The organism is Paracoccus beibuensis (genome assembly GCF_026162625.1).
Lineage (GTDB): Bacteria > Pseudomonadota > Alphaproteobacteria > Rhodobacterales > Rhodobacteraceae > Paracoccus > Paracoccus beibuensis.
The window spans coordinates 1-15756 of sequence record NZ_JAOTBD010000050.1; the positions used below are offsets into that span (position 1 = coordinate 1).

The 15756-nt window shown below is 64.2% G+C and carries 14 protein-coding genes, 2 tRNA genes and 1 pseudogene; 6 read left to right on the forward strand and 11 right to left on the reverse strand.

Going from position 1 to position 15756, the window contains the following annotated elements:
- Positions 1-65: 65 nt before the first annotated feature.
- From OC159_RS18295 to OC159_RS18315, 5 genes are all read right to left on the reverse strand, one after another.
- Positions 66-1310, reverse strand: a complete 1245-nt coding sequence (locus OC159_RS18295) for an abortive infection family protein (RefSeq protein ID WP_265502634.1) — start codon at positions 1308-1310, stop codon at positions 66-68.
- A 644-nt stretch (positions 1311-1954) separates the two neighbouring features.
- Entirely contained in the window at positions 1955-4219 is a 2265-nt protein-coding gene (locus OC159_RS18300) for an adenosylcobalamin-dependent ribonucleoside-diphosphate reductase (RefSeq protein WP_265502649.1), read from the reverse strand.
- Between the two features lie 118 nt (positions 4220-4337).
- Complete coding sequence (locus OC159_RS18305; RefSeq protein WP_265502635.1) at positions 4338-5174, reverse strand: lysophospholipid acyltransferase family protein; 837 nt, start codon at positions 5172-5174, stop codon at positions 4338-4340.
- Positions 5171-5956: a GNAT family N-acyltransferase gene (locus OC159_RS18310; RefSeq protein WP_265502636.1), complete on the reverse strand. Its 786-nt coding sequence runs from the start codon at positions 5954-5956 to the stop codon at positions 5171-5173. The genes OC159_RS18305 and OC159_RS18310 overlap by 4 nt, the downstream gene beginning before the upstream one ends.
- 140 nt (positions 5957-6096) lie before the next feature.
- A complete protein-coding gene (locus OC159_RS18315) occupies positions 6097-6276 on the reverse strand; it encodes a DUF3553 domain-containing protein (protein WP_265502637.1) in 180 nt (59 codons plus the stop codon).
- Between the two features lie 39 nt (positions 6277-6315).
- Between OC159_RS18315 and OC159_RS18320 the strand changes: the two genes are divergently transcribed.
- Positions 6316-6939 (forward strand): histidine phosphotransferase family protein, encoded by a 624-nt coding sequence (locus OC159_RS18320; RefSeq protein WP_265502638.1) that lies wholly within the window; start codon positions 6316-6318, stop codon positions 6937-6939.
- Here the strand turns inward: OC159_RS18320 and OC159_RS18325 are convergent.
- From OC159_RS18325 to OC159_RS18345, 5 genes are all read right to left on the reverse strand, one after another.
- Positions 6936-8201: a glutamate-5-semialdehyde dehydrogenase gene (locus OC159_RS18325; protein WP_265502639.1), complete on the reverse strand. Its 1266-nt coding sequence runs from the start codon at positions 8199-8201 to the stop codon at positions 6936-6938. The genes OC159_RS18320 and OC159_RS18325 overlap by 4 nt on opposite strands.
- Positions 8202-8288: 87 nt before the next feature.
- Positions 8289-8365: transfer RNA gene (locus OC159_RS18330), tRNA-Asp, on the reverse strand.
- Positions 8366-8392: 27 nt separating this feature from the next.
- Positions 8393-8469: transfer RNA gene (locus OC159_RS18335), tRNA-Asp, on the reverse strand.
- A 203-nt stretch (positions 8470-8672) separates the two neighbouring features.
- Positions 8673-9215, reverse strand: a complete 543-nt coding sequence (locus OC159_RS18340) for a PRC-barrel domain-containing protein (protein ID WP_265502640.1) — start codon at positions 9213-9215, stop codon at positions 8673-8675.
- 83 nt (positions 9216-9298) lie between these two features.
- A complete protein-coding gene (locus tag OC159_RS18345) occupies positions 9299-10405 on the reverse strand; it encodes an anhydro-N-acetylmuramic acid kinase (protein WP_265502641.1) in 1107 nt (368 codons plus the stop codon).
- A gap of 59 nt (positions 10406-10464) precedes the next feature.
- Here OC159_RS18345 and tyrS point away from each other — a divergent pair, with 59 nt between their 5' ends.
- The 5 genes from tyrS to OC159_RS18370 all read left to right on the forward strand — a co-directional run bounded on the left by tyrS (position 10465) and on the right by OC159_RS18370 (position 14042).
- Positions 10465-11715, forward strand: coding sequence for a tyrosine--tRNA ligase (gene tyrS / locus OC159_RS18350; protein ID WP_265502642.1), 1251 nt, complete (start codon positions 10465-10467; stop codon positions 11713-11715).
- Positions 11716-11838: 123 nt separating this feature from the next.
- Positions 11839-11988, forward strand: coding sequence for a hypothetical protein (locus tag OC159_RS18355; RefSeq protein ID WP_265502644.1), 150 nt, complete (start codon positions 11839-11841; stop codon positions 11986-11988).
- A gap of 139 nt (positions 11989-12127) precedes the next feature.
- On the forward strand, positions 12128-13153 hold the full coding sequence (rsgA, locus tag OC159_RS18360) for a ribosome small subunit-dependent GTPase A (protein WP_265502646.1): 1026 nt from the start codon (positions 12128-12130) through the stop codon (positions 13151-13153).
- Positions 13154-13240: 87 nt separating this feature from the next.
- On the forward strand, positions 13241-13717 hold the full coding sequence (locus OC159_RS18365) for a DUF421 domain-containing protein (RefSeq protein ID WP_265502647.1): 477 nt from the start codon (positions 13241-13243) through the stop codon (positions 13715-13717).
- A gap of 58 nt (positions 13718-13775) precedes the next feature.
- Complete coding sequence (locus tag OC159_RS18370; RefSeq protein ID WP_265502648.1) at positions 13776-14042, forward strand: hypothetical protein; 267 nt, start codon at positions 13776-13778, stop codon at positions 14040-14042.
- Between the two features lie 1019 nt (positions 14043-15061).
- On the opposite strand, the pseudogene OC159_RS18375 reads toward OC159_RS18370, so the two are convergent.
- A pseudogene (locus OC159_RS18375) lies at positions 15062-15637 on the reverse strand (IS5 family transposase); the annotation flags it as partial.
- Between the last annotated feature and the right edge of the window lie 119 nt (positions 15638-15756).

The window sequence follows — 15756 nt, forward strand, 5'->3', positions numbered from 1 at the left end:
TCGTTATACGCTGGCCAGTTCTTGGTCTTGTAGCTCGGCGGCGTGGGTCTGCTCATGCAGCACGGCTACCACGCCAGATTCGCCAGCTGAATCCCCCTTAAGACTTTGTGCAACAAAGCCGCCCCGATAGCTAAACGGGCGTGACGTGGCTGCAGCCCCTTGAAGCTCCTGCCCCGTCCGTGCCCTTTCCCGTATGCGTTCCTCAATGGTGCGAGAGAGTGCGCGATCCTACCCAGACTCGTCAGTATGTCTCGAATTTCCGAAGCGCCCTTCGCTGTCTCGTCGATGCCCTCGGGCATTAGCTTTAATTCATTGCGGAGCAACTTAAGTAGGTCAGGTATCTCGGCTTTCGCTGAGTATGGCACCTTCCGATCGTCTAGGATGAGCTTGCAGCACCCCTCTACGATCTCCTTTGCCAACGCGATGGCCTCCCCGGGCTCCGCGTCACCGATACGCTCAAGCCGTCTCAGATCCTCGTATAGCGTGTCCGAGTTAAGCGTGGCAGCCACGGCCTTGATCCGGTTAAGCGGCATGCCCAAGGCATGCACCTTCATCTGCGGCACGTAGATAGGCCTTCCATCAATCACCTGGTCCTCAACCAACTCCCACCCGTCAGCAGACAGATGGCCGTTGAACGCGTTTACGAGGGCGGCCTGCTCGGTGGGATCCTTCCGCACTACTGGGTGGACCACCTCGCAGGCAAATCTCAGAAGGACTTCTTGGTCCGCCTCGTAAAGCTTGAAGCGCGGATCACTATAAATCCAGTCCATCGGCCAGTCAGAGTTGTTCACGCAGTGCTGCCAGATATCGCCCGCAGCAGTCCCGAACCGGCTGTCGTTCGACGGAAGGCTCTCTAGATCATAAATGCGGCTGAGAAACGAAATCTCGTCTAACGCGCCAAACCATGCGGTGCCGCGTGCTCTCAGTTCGTCAAGAAGAGCCGATCGCGTGCGTGACCCCACACGCCCGTCGGAGACGCCTGACCCGTGCGGACGGACCCTGGCAGGCGTCACAGTTGCGGCTACCCAGAACCCCTCGTCCTTTCCGCAAACGAGCTGCAGATTAGCGTTGATTACATCAACGATCCTTTTGAGGTCGTCCTCTACCTCGACGTAAAATGAGACGGGCAGCCGGATAAAAGCTGTCCAGAGTTCCGTGCCCCCATTCCAGTTGTCGTCATCGGTATGCTGAAGATCAATCTCAGCCAGCGTCAGAACGCGGAGGGCAGCGGTCTCGCCCCTTGCTCGTAGCAGATCGACCACCGTCGGCAGGGCACCCTCAATCTGCCGCCTGGTGCTCAAGTAGCGCATGTCGTGGATCGTCCCTGTTTTACGAGTGCCGCGCTACTTTTGCGCATCTTGCAGGAAGCATCAACCAACGAGACACGTGTGCGGATTGAACGGAAAGGGCGGCCGTCACCGGCCGCCCTACTTTATCTCGCCATCCAATCCATTTTCTTCTCAAAAATGGCCGGAGGAAAACTTATGCCTTTCGAAAGGACAAATTATGGGCGGCAAAAGGAAAACTTTTGCCTGTCAGAACACGTGCCACCATTCCAGTTGTCGTCATCAGTATGCTGAAGATCAATCTCAGCCATTGTCAGAACGCGGAGTGCAACAGTCTCGCCCCTGGCCCGTAGCAGATCGACGACCGTTGGCAGAGCGCCCTCAATCTGCCGCCTGATGCTCAAGTAGCGCATGTCGTGGATCGTCCCTGTTCTACGAGTCCCGCGGGACTTTTGCGCATCTTGCAAGAAGCATCAACCGGCGAGACGCCTGTGCCGACTGAACGGAAAAGGCGGCTGTCACCAGCCGCCTTACTCGATTTCGCCACCCAGTCCCTTTTCTTCTCAAAAATGGCCGGTGGAAAATTTATGCCTTTCGAAAGGAAAAATTATGGGCGGCAAAAGGAAAACTTTTGCCTGTCAGGACAGCACAGTGGTCCTACTAAGGCGCTATGAACATTTCGAATGGCCACAGCTTGGGCAGGTCATGCAGCCCTCGACCATGCGCATGCCGAACTGGCCGCAGCTGGGGCAGGACGGGCCGCGAGGAGCTTCGCCCACAGTCATGACCTCGGCCTTCGGATCGGTCTTCAGGCCCATGCCCTCGCCTGCCAGGAAGCCGGTCTCGATCAGGTGGCGCTCGATCACGCCGCCGATGGCCGCCAGGATCGACGGGACATAGCGCCCTTGCATCCAGGCCCCGCCCCGCGGATCGAAGACGGCCTTCAGCTCCTCGACCACGAAGCTGACATCACCGCCACGGCGGAATACGGCCGACACCATCCGCGTCAGCGCGACCGTCCAAGCGTAATGCTCCATGTTCTTAGAATTGATGAAGATTTCGAAGGGACGGCGGTGCCCCGATTGCACAATGTCATTGATGGTGATGTAGATCGCGTGCTCGGACCCCGGCCATTTCAGCTTATAGGTCGCGCCCTCCAGCGCGGCGGGACGGTCCAGCGGCTCGGTCAGATAGACGACGTCGGCACCCTTGTCGGCCTCGGGCGCCTTCTCGGTCTTTTCGCTGACGGACAGGACAGAGCCGGTGACGTCATTCGGACGATAGGTCGTGCAGCCCTTGCAGCCCAAATCCCAGGCGGCCAGATAGACGTCCTTGAACTCCTCGAAGCTGATATCCTCGGGGCAGTTGATCGTCTTCGAGATCGAGCTGTCGACCCATTCCTGCGCCGCCGCCTGCATGGCGACGTGATCCTTGGGCGCCAGCGTCTGGGCATTCACGAAATAATCAGGCAGCTCCGCGTCGCCGTTGAGGTCGCGCCACAGCTGCACGGCATAGTCGACGACCTCTTCCTCGGTCCGCGAACCGTCCTTTTGCAGCACCTTGCGGGTGTAGGCATAGGCAAAGACCGGCTCGATCCCCGACGAGACGTTGCCCGCATAAAGGCTGATCGTGCCGGTCGGCGCGATCGAGGTCAGCAGGGCGTTGCGGATGCCGTGTTCGGCGATCGCCGCACGGACATCATCGTCCATCTTGGACATGAAGCCCGAGGCGAGGTACTTGTCCGCGTCGAACAAGGGGAAGGCGCCCTTCTCCTTGGCGAGGTCGACCGAAGCCAGGTAGGCCGACCGCGCGATGGCCTTCATCCAGACGCGGGTCTGCGCGACCGCGTCTTCGGCGCCGTAGCGCAGGCCCAGCATCAGCAGCGCGTCGGCAAGGCCGGTGACGCCCAGTCCGATGCGACGCTTGTTCCGGGCCTCTGCGGCCTGCGCCTCCAGCGGAAATTTCGACGCGTCGACGACATTGTCCATCATTCGGACCGCGGTGCGGACCAGGTCGTCCAGCGCCTCTGGATCCAGTTCGGCCACGTCGGTAAACGGGTTCGTCACCAGCCGCGCCAGGTTGATCGAACCCAGAAGGCACGCGCCGTAGGGCGGCAGCGGCTGTTCGCCGCAAGGGTTGGTGGCGGCGATCGTCTCGACATAGGACAGGTTGTTCGCCTTGTTGATCCGGTCGATGAAGATCACGCCCGGCTCGGCGAAATCATAGGTCGCCTTCATGATCCGGTTCCACAGGTCCAGCGCCTGCACGGTCCGATAAACCTTGCCGTCGAACTTCAGCTCCCACGGGCCGTCTTCCTTGACGGCTTCCATGAAGTCGTCGGTCACCAGGACCGACAGATTGAACATGCGCAGGCGGGCGCTGTCCTGCTTGGCCTCGATGAACTGCTCGACGTCGGGGTGGTCGCAGCGCATGGTCGCCATCATTGCGCCACGGCGCGAGCCCGCCGACATGATCGTGCGGCACATCGCGTCCCAGACATCCATGAAGGACAGCGGGCCGGACGCGTCGGCCGCGACCCCTTTGACCGCCGCGCCACGGGGACGGATCGTGCTGAAGTCATAGCCGATGCCGCCGCCCTGCTGCATGGTCAGCGCGGCTTCCTTCAGCATGTCGAAGATGCCGGACATGCTGTCGGGGACGGTGCCCATGACGAAGCAGTTGAACAGCGTCACCGAACGGCCGGTCCCGGCGCCTGCCAGGATGCGCCCGGCGGGCAGGTACTTGAAGTCCTCGAGCGCGGAATAGAACTTTTCCTCCCACGCCGCCGGGTCGCTCTCGACCCGCGCCAGATCGCGTGCGACGCGGCGCCAGCTATCCTCGACCGAGCCGTCGACCGGTTGCCCCTCGGCGTCCTTCATCCGGTATTTCATGTCCCAGATCTGTTCAGCAATAGGGGCAGCAAAGCGCATGATGTCACTTTCTATGGTGGGTTTCTTGGATTCAAGCGCTAAATATTGTGGCCATCCGCCAAGGGCAAGCCAAAATTACCATGAATCCACACTAGCCGAAACGACCCAGGGCAAGCCAAAATCAGCGAGAATCCACAATAGCTGAAGCAACGCCCAAACGCACGGATTCTTCCGTCTTGGACGCCAACGACTTACGCGAATTCGTAGAAACAGGCACTGGCTGGTGCAGCCGCACCACAACGCTCCCCTGCCGTTTTGCCGCCAGCACCGTCAAGAGATGCGGGCCAAGATCCATGTCCGACCACCAGCCATAGAATCGCGGGTCGCGACCCAGCGGCGCGCGATAGATCGCGCTGACGGGCTGGATCGCCAGGCCGGCGGGCAGGTCCGGGTCAAGGAAGCCCTGAAACAGCGTCGCCTTGAACGGCAGCACCCGGCGGCCGTCGGTCGAGGTGCCTTCGGGGAAGAACAGCAGCCGGTGACCCGCGCGGATCCGCGCGGCGAATTCGGCGGCCTGCATGCGGGCCAGGCGCGGGTCGCGGGTTACGAAATGCGTGTCGGTCACGCGCGTCAGGATATTGATGCCGGGCCAGCCGGCGACCTCGGACTTGCTGACGAAGAAGACCGGCGTCGCCGCGTTCAGAACCAGGATGTCGAGCCAGCTGGAATGGTTCGCGACGACCGCTCCTGGACCCTGCATCGGCGCCCCCTCGCGCCGCCAGCCGATCCCGAGGCAGATAAGCACCAGCCGGCAGACGATCTGCACATGCGGACCTGTCCAGGGGCGGCGGCGGCCGTAAAACAGCCTCTCGACACCCCGCAGCGGCAGGATCAGGATCACGCCGACCAGCAGCACCAGCACTGCAGGCAGGCCGCGTCGCGCGACGCGCAGCCATTCGCGCGGCCCCTGCGGCCCCGGCAGCGGCGGCGGCTCCCCCTCGCGCCAGGTCGGGCTCATGTCGGCTGCCAGCGGCTTTCGTAGAACTGCTTGTGCTTGGCCGACATTGCCGCTGTGTCCATCAGCAGGAACACGTCGGTCGTGTTGAACTCGCGGTCGATGAACGCGCCCTCGCCCACCATGCCGCCAAGGCGCAGGTAGGCCTTGATCAGTGCCGGCATGGCGACCATCGCCTCGCGGCGGTCCAGCCGGTCCTCGGGGATCAGGTCCATCGGCTGGAATCCCTTGGCCCGCGCGCGGGGGCGCAGGTTCTGCGGCGCCAGGTGGCGGTGGTGCAGCCAGGACAGCGACGGCGCCAGGATCGTCGGGTCCGTGCCGTGGAAGCTGGCGACGCCGAACAGGATCTCGATCCCGTGGTCCAGGACATAGTCGGCCAGCGCGTTCCACATCAGGAACATCGCCGCCCCGCCGCGGTGTTGAGGATCGACGCAGGAACGCCCAAGCTCCAGCAGGGGGCGGCCGCTGTCGCGAAGCGGCGCAAGATCGTATTCGCTGTCGCAGTAGAAGCGCCCGAAACCGGCCGCAACATCGTTGCGCAGCAGGCGATAGACGCCGATGACATGGTCCAGCGCCTCGGCATCGCGGCGCGTGTCGACGAGGCAGAGGTGGTCCACGACCGGGTCGAATTCATCGCGTTCCAGCCGCGCGTCGTGATCGACCAGCGGCCCGGTGCCGCCCAGCTCCTCAACGAAGACGCGATACCGCAGCCGCTGCGCCGCGGCCAGATCACGGGGATCGGTCGCAAGCCGGATCTGGAAAAAGGCGGGATCGGCGCGGTTCACAAGGCCTCGGGTCGGGTCGTTTCCTGGTCGCCTGTCTAGGCAAGGGGAACCGCCAATGCAACATGACTGCGGCGGGCGGTGCAGGTTCCGCTTGCATATTGCAACCTGGAATTGCACATTCCGGCCGTTATAGCAGGAGGTTACATGCCGTTGAAGCGCAGGATCTGCAGGGCGACCCGTCGTCCGTCGATGACCTGCTTGCCCGCTTCGGCAAAGTTGACGGTGATGCGGTCCCCGATGCGCGATTGCACCTGCCCCTCGCCCCATTCCGGGGCGCCGGGGTGACGCACGATCATGCCGGGCTCCAGTATCTCGTTCACGATGGCATCTCCTTGGGACATGACGGAAGGTAAGTGTTCATGACGCTGGAATCAACGCGCATCGCCCCGGGCGATCTGGCCTCGCTGCTGGGCTCGCGGCTTTGCCACGACCTCGTCTCGCCCTTGGGCGCGATCGGCAACGGGGTCGAACTATTGGAGATGTCACCCGACTTCCCTGGCATCGCCTCGTCGCCCGAGATGCGGCTGATCGCCGAAGCGGTCTCGGCGGCGCGCGGCCGGATCCAGGCGTTCCGCATGGCATTCGGCGTCGCGCAGGGCGACCAGCGGGTCGGACGGGCCGAGGTGCAGCGGCTGCTGGACGGCGTATCAGCACAAGGGAAGCTGCGCATCACGCTGGATGCCGAGGGCGACTTTGCCCGCACCGAGGTCCGGATGGTGATGCTGTCGCTGATGTGCCTGGAAAGCGCGATGCCCTGGGGCGGCCGCGTGCTGGTGCTGCGCGACACGCCCGCGTGGAGGCTGGTGGCCGAGTGCGAGCGCAGCAAAGTCGATCCGACCCTGTGGGCTTGGCTGGACAGGGCGCCGGGCCGCACCCTCGCCCCGTCCGAGGTTCATTTCGCGCTGCTGGCCGAAACCGCCGCCGCGGAAGGCCGCCGGATCCGCCATGAATTCGACGGCACCGGCGGAGAGATCGCGTTCTAGGCCCGGATGGTCCCGTCGCCGGTCACCAGGTACTTGAAGCTGGTCAGCTGCTCGGCCCCCACTGGGCCGCGCGCATGCATCTTGCCGGTGGCGATCCCGATTTCGGCGCCCATGCCGAATTCGCCGCCGTCGGCGAACTGGGTCGAGGCGTTGCGCATCAGGATCGCACTGTCGAGCGCCGCAAAGAATCGGGCGGCGACCGCGTCATCCTCGGTCAGGATCGATTCCGTGTGCTGGCTGCCGTATTGTCGGATATGGGCGATGGCACCCTCGACACCGTCGACCAGCCTGGCCGCTATGATCATGTCGAGGAACTCTCGGCCGAAATCCTCGGGCGACGCTGCGGTGGTGCCGGGTGTTTCCGCAAGCTGTCCCTCTGCCCTGACCTCGACACCGGCCGCCAGAAGATCACGGATCAGGACGTCGCCGTGGCGGGCAAGGAAGGCGCGGTCGATCAGCAGGCACTCGGCCGCGCCGCAGATGCCGGTGCGGCGGGTCTTGGCGTTCAGAACCACGCGCCGCGCCTTTTCCACGTCTGCGGCGCCATCCGCATAGACGTGGCAGATCCCTTCCAGGTGGGCGAAGACCGGGACGCGGGCCTCTGACTGGACCAGGCCGACAAGGCCCTTGCCGCCGCGTGGAATGATCAGGTCGATCAAGCCCTGTGCGCCCAGCATCGCGCTGACCGCGGCGCGGTCGCGGGTCGGCACCATCTGGATCGCAGCGACGGGCAGACCTGCGGCGCGCAGGCCCTCCACCATGCAGGCGTGGATGGCGGCTGCCGAATGCAGGCTCTCGGACCCGCCGCGCAGGATGACGGCGTTGCCGGATTTCAGCGCCAGCGCCCCCGCATCGGCGGTCACGTTCGGGCGACTCTCGTAGATGACGCCGATCACGCCGATGGGGGTCCGGACGCGCTGGATATGCAGGCCCGTCGGGCGGTCCCATTCGGTGATCACCTGGCCAACCGGATCGGGCTGATCCGCCACCTCTCGGAGACCTTTCGCGATGCCCGCCAAGCGTTCGGCGTCCAGCCGCAGCCGGTCCAGCATCGCCTCCGACAGGCCCTTCTGGCGACCGAAATCCAGATCCTTTGCGTTGGCTTCCAGGATCTCGTCGGTCTGGGCCAAGACGGCATCGGCCGCAGTCGTCAACGCAAAAGACTTGGCCGCCGATGGCGCCTGCGCCAGTTCGACCGCCGCCGCGCGGGCCGCCTTGCCAAGACTGTCGATCAGTTGCCCGGCTTCTGCCACGTCCTTCATCGCTTCCTCCTGCGGATCGGCGCGAAACGCGCACCTTCACCCGGCATGTGGCCGATCTGGAACCAAATGACAAGGAAGAGGAGGAAATGGCGCGGTTGACGGGGCTCGAACCCGCGACCCCCGGCGTGACAGGCCGGTACTCTAACCAACTGAGCTACAACCGCGCATTTCTTCGGGCGAATGATGAGTTGTGGCGCGGTTGACGGGGCTCGAACCCGCGACCCCCGGCGTGACAGGCCGGTACTCTAACCAACTGAGCTACAACCGCCCAACTCATCCCCCGGACGATCGCCCGCCGGAGTGAGGGCGGTTTACGCACGAGCCGCGCCCCCGTCAAGGGCGCATCTTCGGATTTTGCCACGAAATCGTCACGAAGCTTGCAACCGGTTGTTCCCACCGTCTTTCCCGTCCCATCGAATGAAAAAAAGGCGCCCTGTCAGGGCGCCTTTTCCTGAATTGGGATTGCGACGATCAGTCGTCCAGGATCATGTCGTCGTCGAACTCGGGCAGCGCCTCAAGCTCTTCCTGGGTGTAGTTCGTCGTGAAGACCGAACTTTCACCCCAGAGCGTCGCCTCGTCGAAGTCGACCAGGCGGACGGCCTCCGGGCTCAGAAGGACAGTATGCTCGCCGATGCCCAGGAAGCCGCCGATGTCGGCGGTATAGCCCATGACCTGACCGTCAGCAGAGAGCACGACGTCATCGACCTCGCCGATCTGGTTCCAGTCGTCCGGACGCTCGGTGCCCCAGTCGGCATCGTTGTCCCATGCCGTCGTCGACGGCTGGTTCGTCGTGTAGATCGGACGATCCTCGAACCACGACGCCGAGATACCGGGATTGTCGGCCGACATCGCCATGCTTGTGGCCATGCCGTCGGCGGGCATTGTTTCGGCAGTCGCGCCATCGGCCGGCATGGTCTGAACTGCGGTGGTGTCCTCCGTCATCGGGGCGGCGGTCTGCGCGAACGCGGGTCCGGCCAGGGCCAGTGCGGCAGCGGTAATCATCAGAGTTTTCATTCTCGGCCTCATTGTCTGCGTCAACGGCCATCGTGCCGTCTTCGCTGGACCAACGCCGACTGGCAAAGACCGTTCCATCCGCCTCATGCAATCGTGCGCGGATGGCTGATCCGGCCGCCGCAGACCGGCTGCGGTACCCCTGTCGTCAACGGCCCCGAGATCGGAAGCCCGCGCATCACCCGGACCGCAAGCCATCCAAAGGCCTGCGCTTCCAGCATGTCACCGTCCAGGCCGATCTCCTCGACCGGCTGGACGGGCGCGTCCAGCACGTCGGCAAGTGCATCCATGATAGCGGCGTTGCGCCGTCCGCCACCGCAGACCAGGACGCAGGCCGGCGCCGAGGGCAGCCAGCGCAGGCCCGCCGCCACCGATGCCGCGACGACGGCGACCAGCGTGGCCGCCGCGTCGGCGTCCGGCAACGCCTCGACCGCCGGAAGCAGTCCCGCGAACTGGTCGCGATCCAGCGACTTTGGCGCAGGGCGATCAAAATAGGGATGCGCCAGAAGGTGTGCCACCACCTCCGGATCGGGCCGCCCCGATGCCGCCAGTGCACCGCCTTCGTCCCTGGCTAGCCGCAGCCGACGGCGCATCAGGTCGTTCAGCGGCGCATTTGCGGGGCCAGTGTCGAAGGCCAGGCAGGCGCCCGGCGCCTCGGGCGCCGATGCCGTTGGATCGACCCAGCTGATATTGCCGACGCCGCCAAGGTTGAGAAACGCGACGGGCGCCGGGGGCAGCCTCCCCTGCCCCGCGGCCCATTCGGCGCAGGCCCAATGGAAGAACGGCACCAGCGGCGCGCCCTCGCCGCCCCGGCGTACGTCCTCGGACCGAAAGTCCCAGATCACCGGCCGTCCCACGGCCCGCGCAAGCGCGTGGCCGTTGCCGGCCTGGTGCGTGCCGCGCCCGCGTGGATCATGTGCCAACGTCTGCCCGTGAAAGCCGATCACCTCGGCCTCGGGGAAGGTCAGCGCAAGGTCGGCATGGCTGGCCTCGACCAGCCTTGCCACGTCCGGAACGGCGGGCGCATCCGGCCACGAGCCCAGGGCGCCGTGCAGAACCGCCGATTCATTGTCGCCATAGGCCCGGAACCCGCTGCGGCCGAAGCCGCCGATGCGGACGCCGTCCGTCTCGATAAGCGCCGCGTCCACCCCGTCCAGAGAGGTGCCCGACATCATCCCCAGTGCCCGGATCATCGCGCTTTTCCTTTGTGGCCGCAGCCTGTATATCGCGGCCGATCAGAAGGATGAAGCCCATGACCCACCAGCCCAAGTCCGAGTTCCTGCGCATCATGTCCGAGCGCGGCTATCTGGCCGACTGCACGGATCACGAGGGGCTGGACACGGCGCTGCTGGCGGGGCCGGTCACCGCGTATATTGGGTATGACGCCACTGCGGCCAGCCTGCACGTGGGGCACCTGCTGAACATCATGATGCTGCGCTGGTTCCAGAAGACCGGCAACCGCCCGATCACGCTGATGGGCGGCGGCACCACCAAGGTGGGCGATCCGTCCTTTCGCAGCGATGAGCGTCCCCTGCTGGGCGACGCAGCCATACAGGCCAATATCGATGGCATGCAGAAGGTCTTTGCGCGCTACCTCGAATACGGCGCGGATGGCGCCACCATGCTGAACAACGCCGAATGGCTGGACGGGCTGAACTACCTGACCTTCCTGCGCGACATCGGGCGGCATTTCAGCGTGAACCGCATGCTGTCCTTCGAATCCGTGAAGTCCCGGCTGGACCGCGAACAGTCGCTGTCCTTCCTCGAATTCAACTACATGATCCTGCAGGCCTACGACTTTCTTGAGCTGAACCGCCGCTATGGCTGCCAGTTGCAGATGGGCGGGTCGGACCAGTGGGGCAACATCGTCAACGGCATCGACCTGACGCGCCGCGTGGACGACCGGGTGATCTGGGGCCTGACCTCGCCGCTGCTTACGACCAGCGACGGGCGCAAGATGGGCAAGTCCGCCGGCGGCGCCGTCTGGCTGAACGGAGAGATGCTGTCGCCCTATGAGTTCTGGCAGTTCTGGCGCAACACGACCGATGCGGATGTGGGTCGTTTCCTCAAGCTCTATACAGAGCTTCCGGTAGAGGAATGCGACCGTCTTGGCGCGCTGCAGGGGGCAGAGATCAACGAGGCGAAGGTCCGCCTGGCCAACGAGGTCACGACCCTGCTGCATGGCGCAGATGCCGCCGCCAGCGCCGAGGCGACCGCCCGCACGGTCTTCGCAGAAGGCGGCGCCGGGGGCGACCTTGAGATTGCCCTGCTGCCCGCCTCCGAGGCCGAGGGCGTGACCGTCGCGCAAGCGCTGGTCCGTGCCGGGATCGTCGCCAGCGGAAAGGAGGTCAAGCGCCTTGTGGCCGAGAACGGCCTGCGCATCGACAACGTGCCGGTCAGCGACCCGCAGGTGGCGCTGGACGCAGGCGCACTGGCTGCTGGCATCAAGGTCTCGGTCGGCAAGAAGAAGCACCGGATGCTGCAGTTGGATCCGGCGCGATAGTTGCCGCCACTGCATGGCTGCCCTGCACCCGCCCTGACCTTGCGTCAGGGCGGTGGTGTTTTGAGCAGTCAGACAATATCTGACGCGCGTGGGAGGGAAACGACCCGAACCCGGAGACCGAAGATGACCGCAGACCAGAGACCGCTGAGCATTGCCGACCGCAAGCGCAGCATCGAAGCCGACGCCGTTCTTGACCAGATGTATGGCTACTATACCCGCGAAGAGGCCCCGCGCCTTGTCGTCAGCGACCTCGACGCCCGGAAGGCCGCCTGAGGAAACCCGCTGCGGCCGGCCGGCATCCCGTCGGCCCGCCGCATCCAGCAGTGGCGTCACGGCATCAGCTGCGACCTTCCTGCACGCGAGGGCGGATTGCGGGCTTGCATACCGCCCCGACCGGTCGCACCTAGAACCTGTGACCGAAGATGCATCAACAGATCCTGACAGACTGACGGCCCTTGGCTGGTCGGACTTCTTTGCCGGCCAGATCCAGTCGGGCGAGGATGCCCTGACGCCGGTACGCGTTGCATCCGTCCATAGATCCCGCCTGACGGCCGAGACCGGGGACGGGCAGGTCACGCTGGCTCCGCCGCATGATACCGGAACGTCGGATCTTGCCGTCGGTGACTGGGCGATTTGCGACATGGCCTCCGAAACGCTGGTTCGGCGGCTGGACCGCAGGACCGTGCTGCGCCGCCGGACCGAGGATCGGGCCGGGCGCCAGCTGATTGCCGCAAATGTCGATACTCTATTCATCGTCACCTCATGCAACGACGACTTCAACCCGGCCCGGCTGGAACGCTATCTGGCCGTCGTGAACGAGGCAGGGGCCGAGCCCGTGATCGTCCTGACCAAGATCGATGCCGTTCCAGATCCCGCGCCGTGGCGCGACCAGGCGCTGGCCCTGCAACGCGACCTTCAGGTGGTGACGCTGAACGCGAAGGATCCCTGTTCGGCACGTGCGCTGGCGCCGTGGTGCGGCCCCGGACGCACGGTCGCGCTGATCGGATCGTCCGGGGTCGGGAAGTCGACGCTGCTCAACACGCTGGCCAACAAATCTAAGGGCGAGGCGCAGGCTACGGGCGGAATCCGCGAAAGCGACGCCAAGGGCCGCCACACGACCACGTCGCGATCGCTGCACGCCATCGCCACGGGTGGTTGGATCATCGACACGCCGGGGATGCGGACGCTGCATGTCAGCGACGCCGCCGGGGGGTTGCAGACCCTGTTTGCCGAAATCACCGAACTGGCACCTCAGTGCAGGTTCCGCGACTGCACCCATGCGCACGAGCCCGGCTGTGCAGTCCTTGCCGCCGTCGCCGATGGCCGGCTGTCACCCGACCGGCTGGAGCGGTGGCGGAAGCTGGACCAGGAAAATCGTGCAAACACTCCGGTGAAGACGGGTCGCCGTGGCAAGCGCAGCGAGAAATCGCACCGCTGAGCGTTCCGGAACCTGAGCTGCCCGAAGTCCGTTGCGGTTTCTGACGAACGAAAGGAAGGCAATGTCGACGCCTGCCCGGATCGCGCCATGACCCCGCCGATGCTCTTCGACGACTGGAGCGGGATTTTCCGCACCGTTTTCGTCGGTTGCGCCGCCTATGTCGTGCTGATCGCGATGCTTCGCGTGTCCGGCAAGCGCACGCTGAGCAAGATGAATGCCTTCGACCTTGTGGTGACCGTGGCGCTCGGCTCGACCCTGGCGACGGTCCTGCTGAACGCCTCGGTTCCGCTGGCGGAAGGCGTGGCGGGCCTCGCGCTGCTGATCTTCCTGCAATACGCGATCACCTGGACGTCGGTCAGGTCGCCGCGCTTTCAGTCGCTCATCAAGGCCGAGCCGACGCTGCTGGTCCATGAAGGTCGCTACGTGGCAGGCGCCATGCGGCGGCAGCGCGTCACGCAGGACGAGATCGGCGCCGCCATTCGCGCCAACGGACAGAAGGATCTTTCCGATGTCGCGCAGGTGGTTCTGGAAACGGATGGCTCGATGTCCGTAATCCCGCGCTGACATGTCGCCGGGAACATCGGGCCCTCCCTCGTCGTTGGGCGGCGAACAGGAGGCGAGAATGACGGAATCAACGACCACACGCGACCACGACGAAATCCGAAAATGGGCCGAGGCCCGCGAAGGCCACCCTGCCAAGGTCGACACCGGGGGCAAGGGCGGGGTCCTGCGCATCGACTTTGGCGAACCCGAGGACTCGCTGACTCAGATCGACTGGGATGAATTCTTCCAGATCTTCGACGATAACGATCTAGAGTTCCTCTACCAAGAGAAGACCAAGGACGGCGGAACCAGCCGGTTCAACAAGTTCGTCTCAGGCAAGAGCTGACACGTTGCGCGGCAGCCGGTCGTCTTGGCTGCCGCGTCTTGCAGAACTCGCCCCTGCGTATCGCTGAACCTGCTGTTGATTGCCTGCGACCAGCGCGACATAGTCGCCCCCCTACAATTCTTCGACGGAATTTCACGTTGGAATAGAACCTGTCCAAGGGACAGGTGCCGTGGTTTTCGGTGGGCTGGTCCTTCCCCGTCGGTCCGCTGGATCATGACCACCGTACCAAATCCCCGGTATCTGCAAGCCAGCCTTTTCATCCGGGCGACGACTTCGCCCTTGTAGGCCAGGATGTTGGTGAAGACCGAAACTGTTTTCGAACACATCCGCCAAAACCGCGGTGATCGTCAGCGACGCCGGCCTTCGCTCGTTGCACGGGATGGGCAAAATAGCGGCCCAGGAACATCCCATCCTTGGGAGAGGTCATTGCTGGTGATCATTGCGAAGCCTCGGGTTCTTCAGCTGAGAAGGCTGGAGGTGCGGGCGCAGGATCCTCTGACTGCCTTCCCGGGTTGGCTTCGCAAGACGCAACGGCATGTTCACCTATCTCACCCAAAACTGCATGTGCGTCTTCTGAATATCTGATGTAAACATTATTCTTGCTGGACGGTGGTGGCTTGCTTCGGTGCGATGGAAGATCAGGTTCGATCTTCTACCGGATGGCGCGGCCCTCGCGAGCGATGGTTGGACGCCGGCTCTCGGACGCTGATCGAATGCGGCATAGCCGCAGTCAAGATGATGCCGCTGGCCAAGCAACTGGAAGTGTCGCAAACCACTCGGGCATCGGGACGTGCTGCTGGCAACTCTGCTGAACCGATGGGCCGCCGGGACCACCTCGCCTGGGGACGCCGCGGCCAATCCGTATGCGAAAGCCCAGGCCGAGGCGATTCTGAACCTGATCAACAGCTTCCTGCCGGCAACAGTTCCGACGCGCGGCTGGAACTCGCGCTCCGCAAGTGGGCACTGCAGGACGAAGTCGTGACCGCCCGGGTGCAGGCGGCGGATGTTTGGCTCAGGCCTCATAACCGGAACATGACTGTTGCGGCGAGGGCGCCGCAGAGAGGAAGGCGTTCGGGCACCTGTCGTAACGGGTGGCGACTCGCCTCCACTCCTTGAGCCGCCCGAACATGATCTCGATCCAGTTGCGGCGCTTATAGCGCCGCGTGTCGTATCGGATGCGCTTTGCTCCGGACTTTCTGCCGGGGACGCAGGCCTGGACTGCCTTGTTTTGCAGCGTCGCGGAACCAGTCCGCATCGTAGCTCCGATCGGCGAGTAACCATTCTGCCGAAGGCAAGCTGCTCAACAAGGCGGCCGCGCCCGTGTGGTCGCCGACCCGGCCGGCTGTCATGAAGAAGCGGATCGGACGTCCCGCGGCATCGGTAACGGCATGCAGCTTGGTGGTCATGCCGTCCTTGGTCCGCCCGATCAGTCGTCCGTGCCCCATTTTCAACCGCAGGCTTGGTGTCATGCGGTGGGTCTTGAGATTGGTCGCATCGATCGTGATCGCCTTCTTCTCGGTGCCTTCCTGGCCAACCTTTCCAAGATCCGGGCGAAGACACCCACTCCATCGTCTCCAGCGATTGTAGAGCGTCTTGGTTGTGTCTCGGACCTGGTGGAAATTGGCTGGCGGCGTGATCTGCAGGTGGACACTCACCCACCCGACCGGCGGCGGCAACGCCAGGGAGATCACGCCATGAAGCAGAATACCGACAG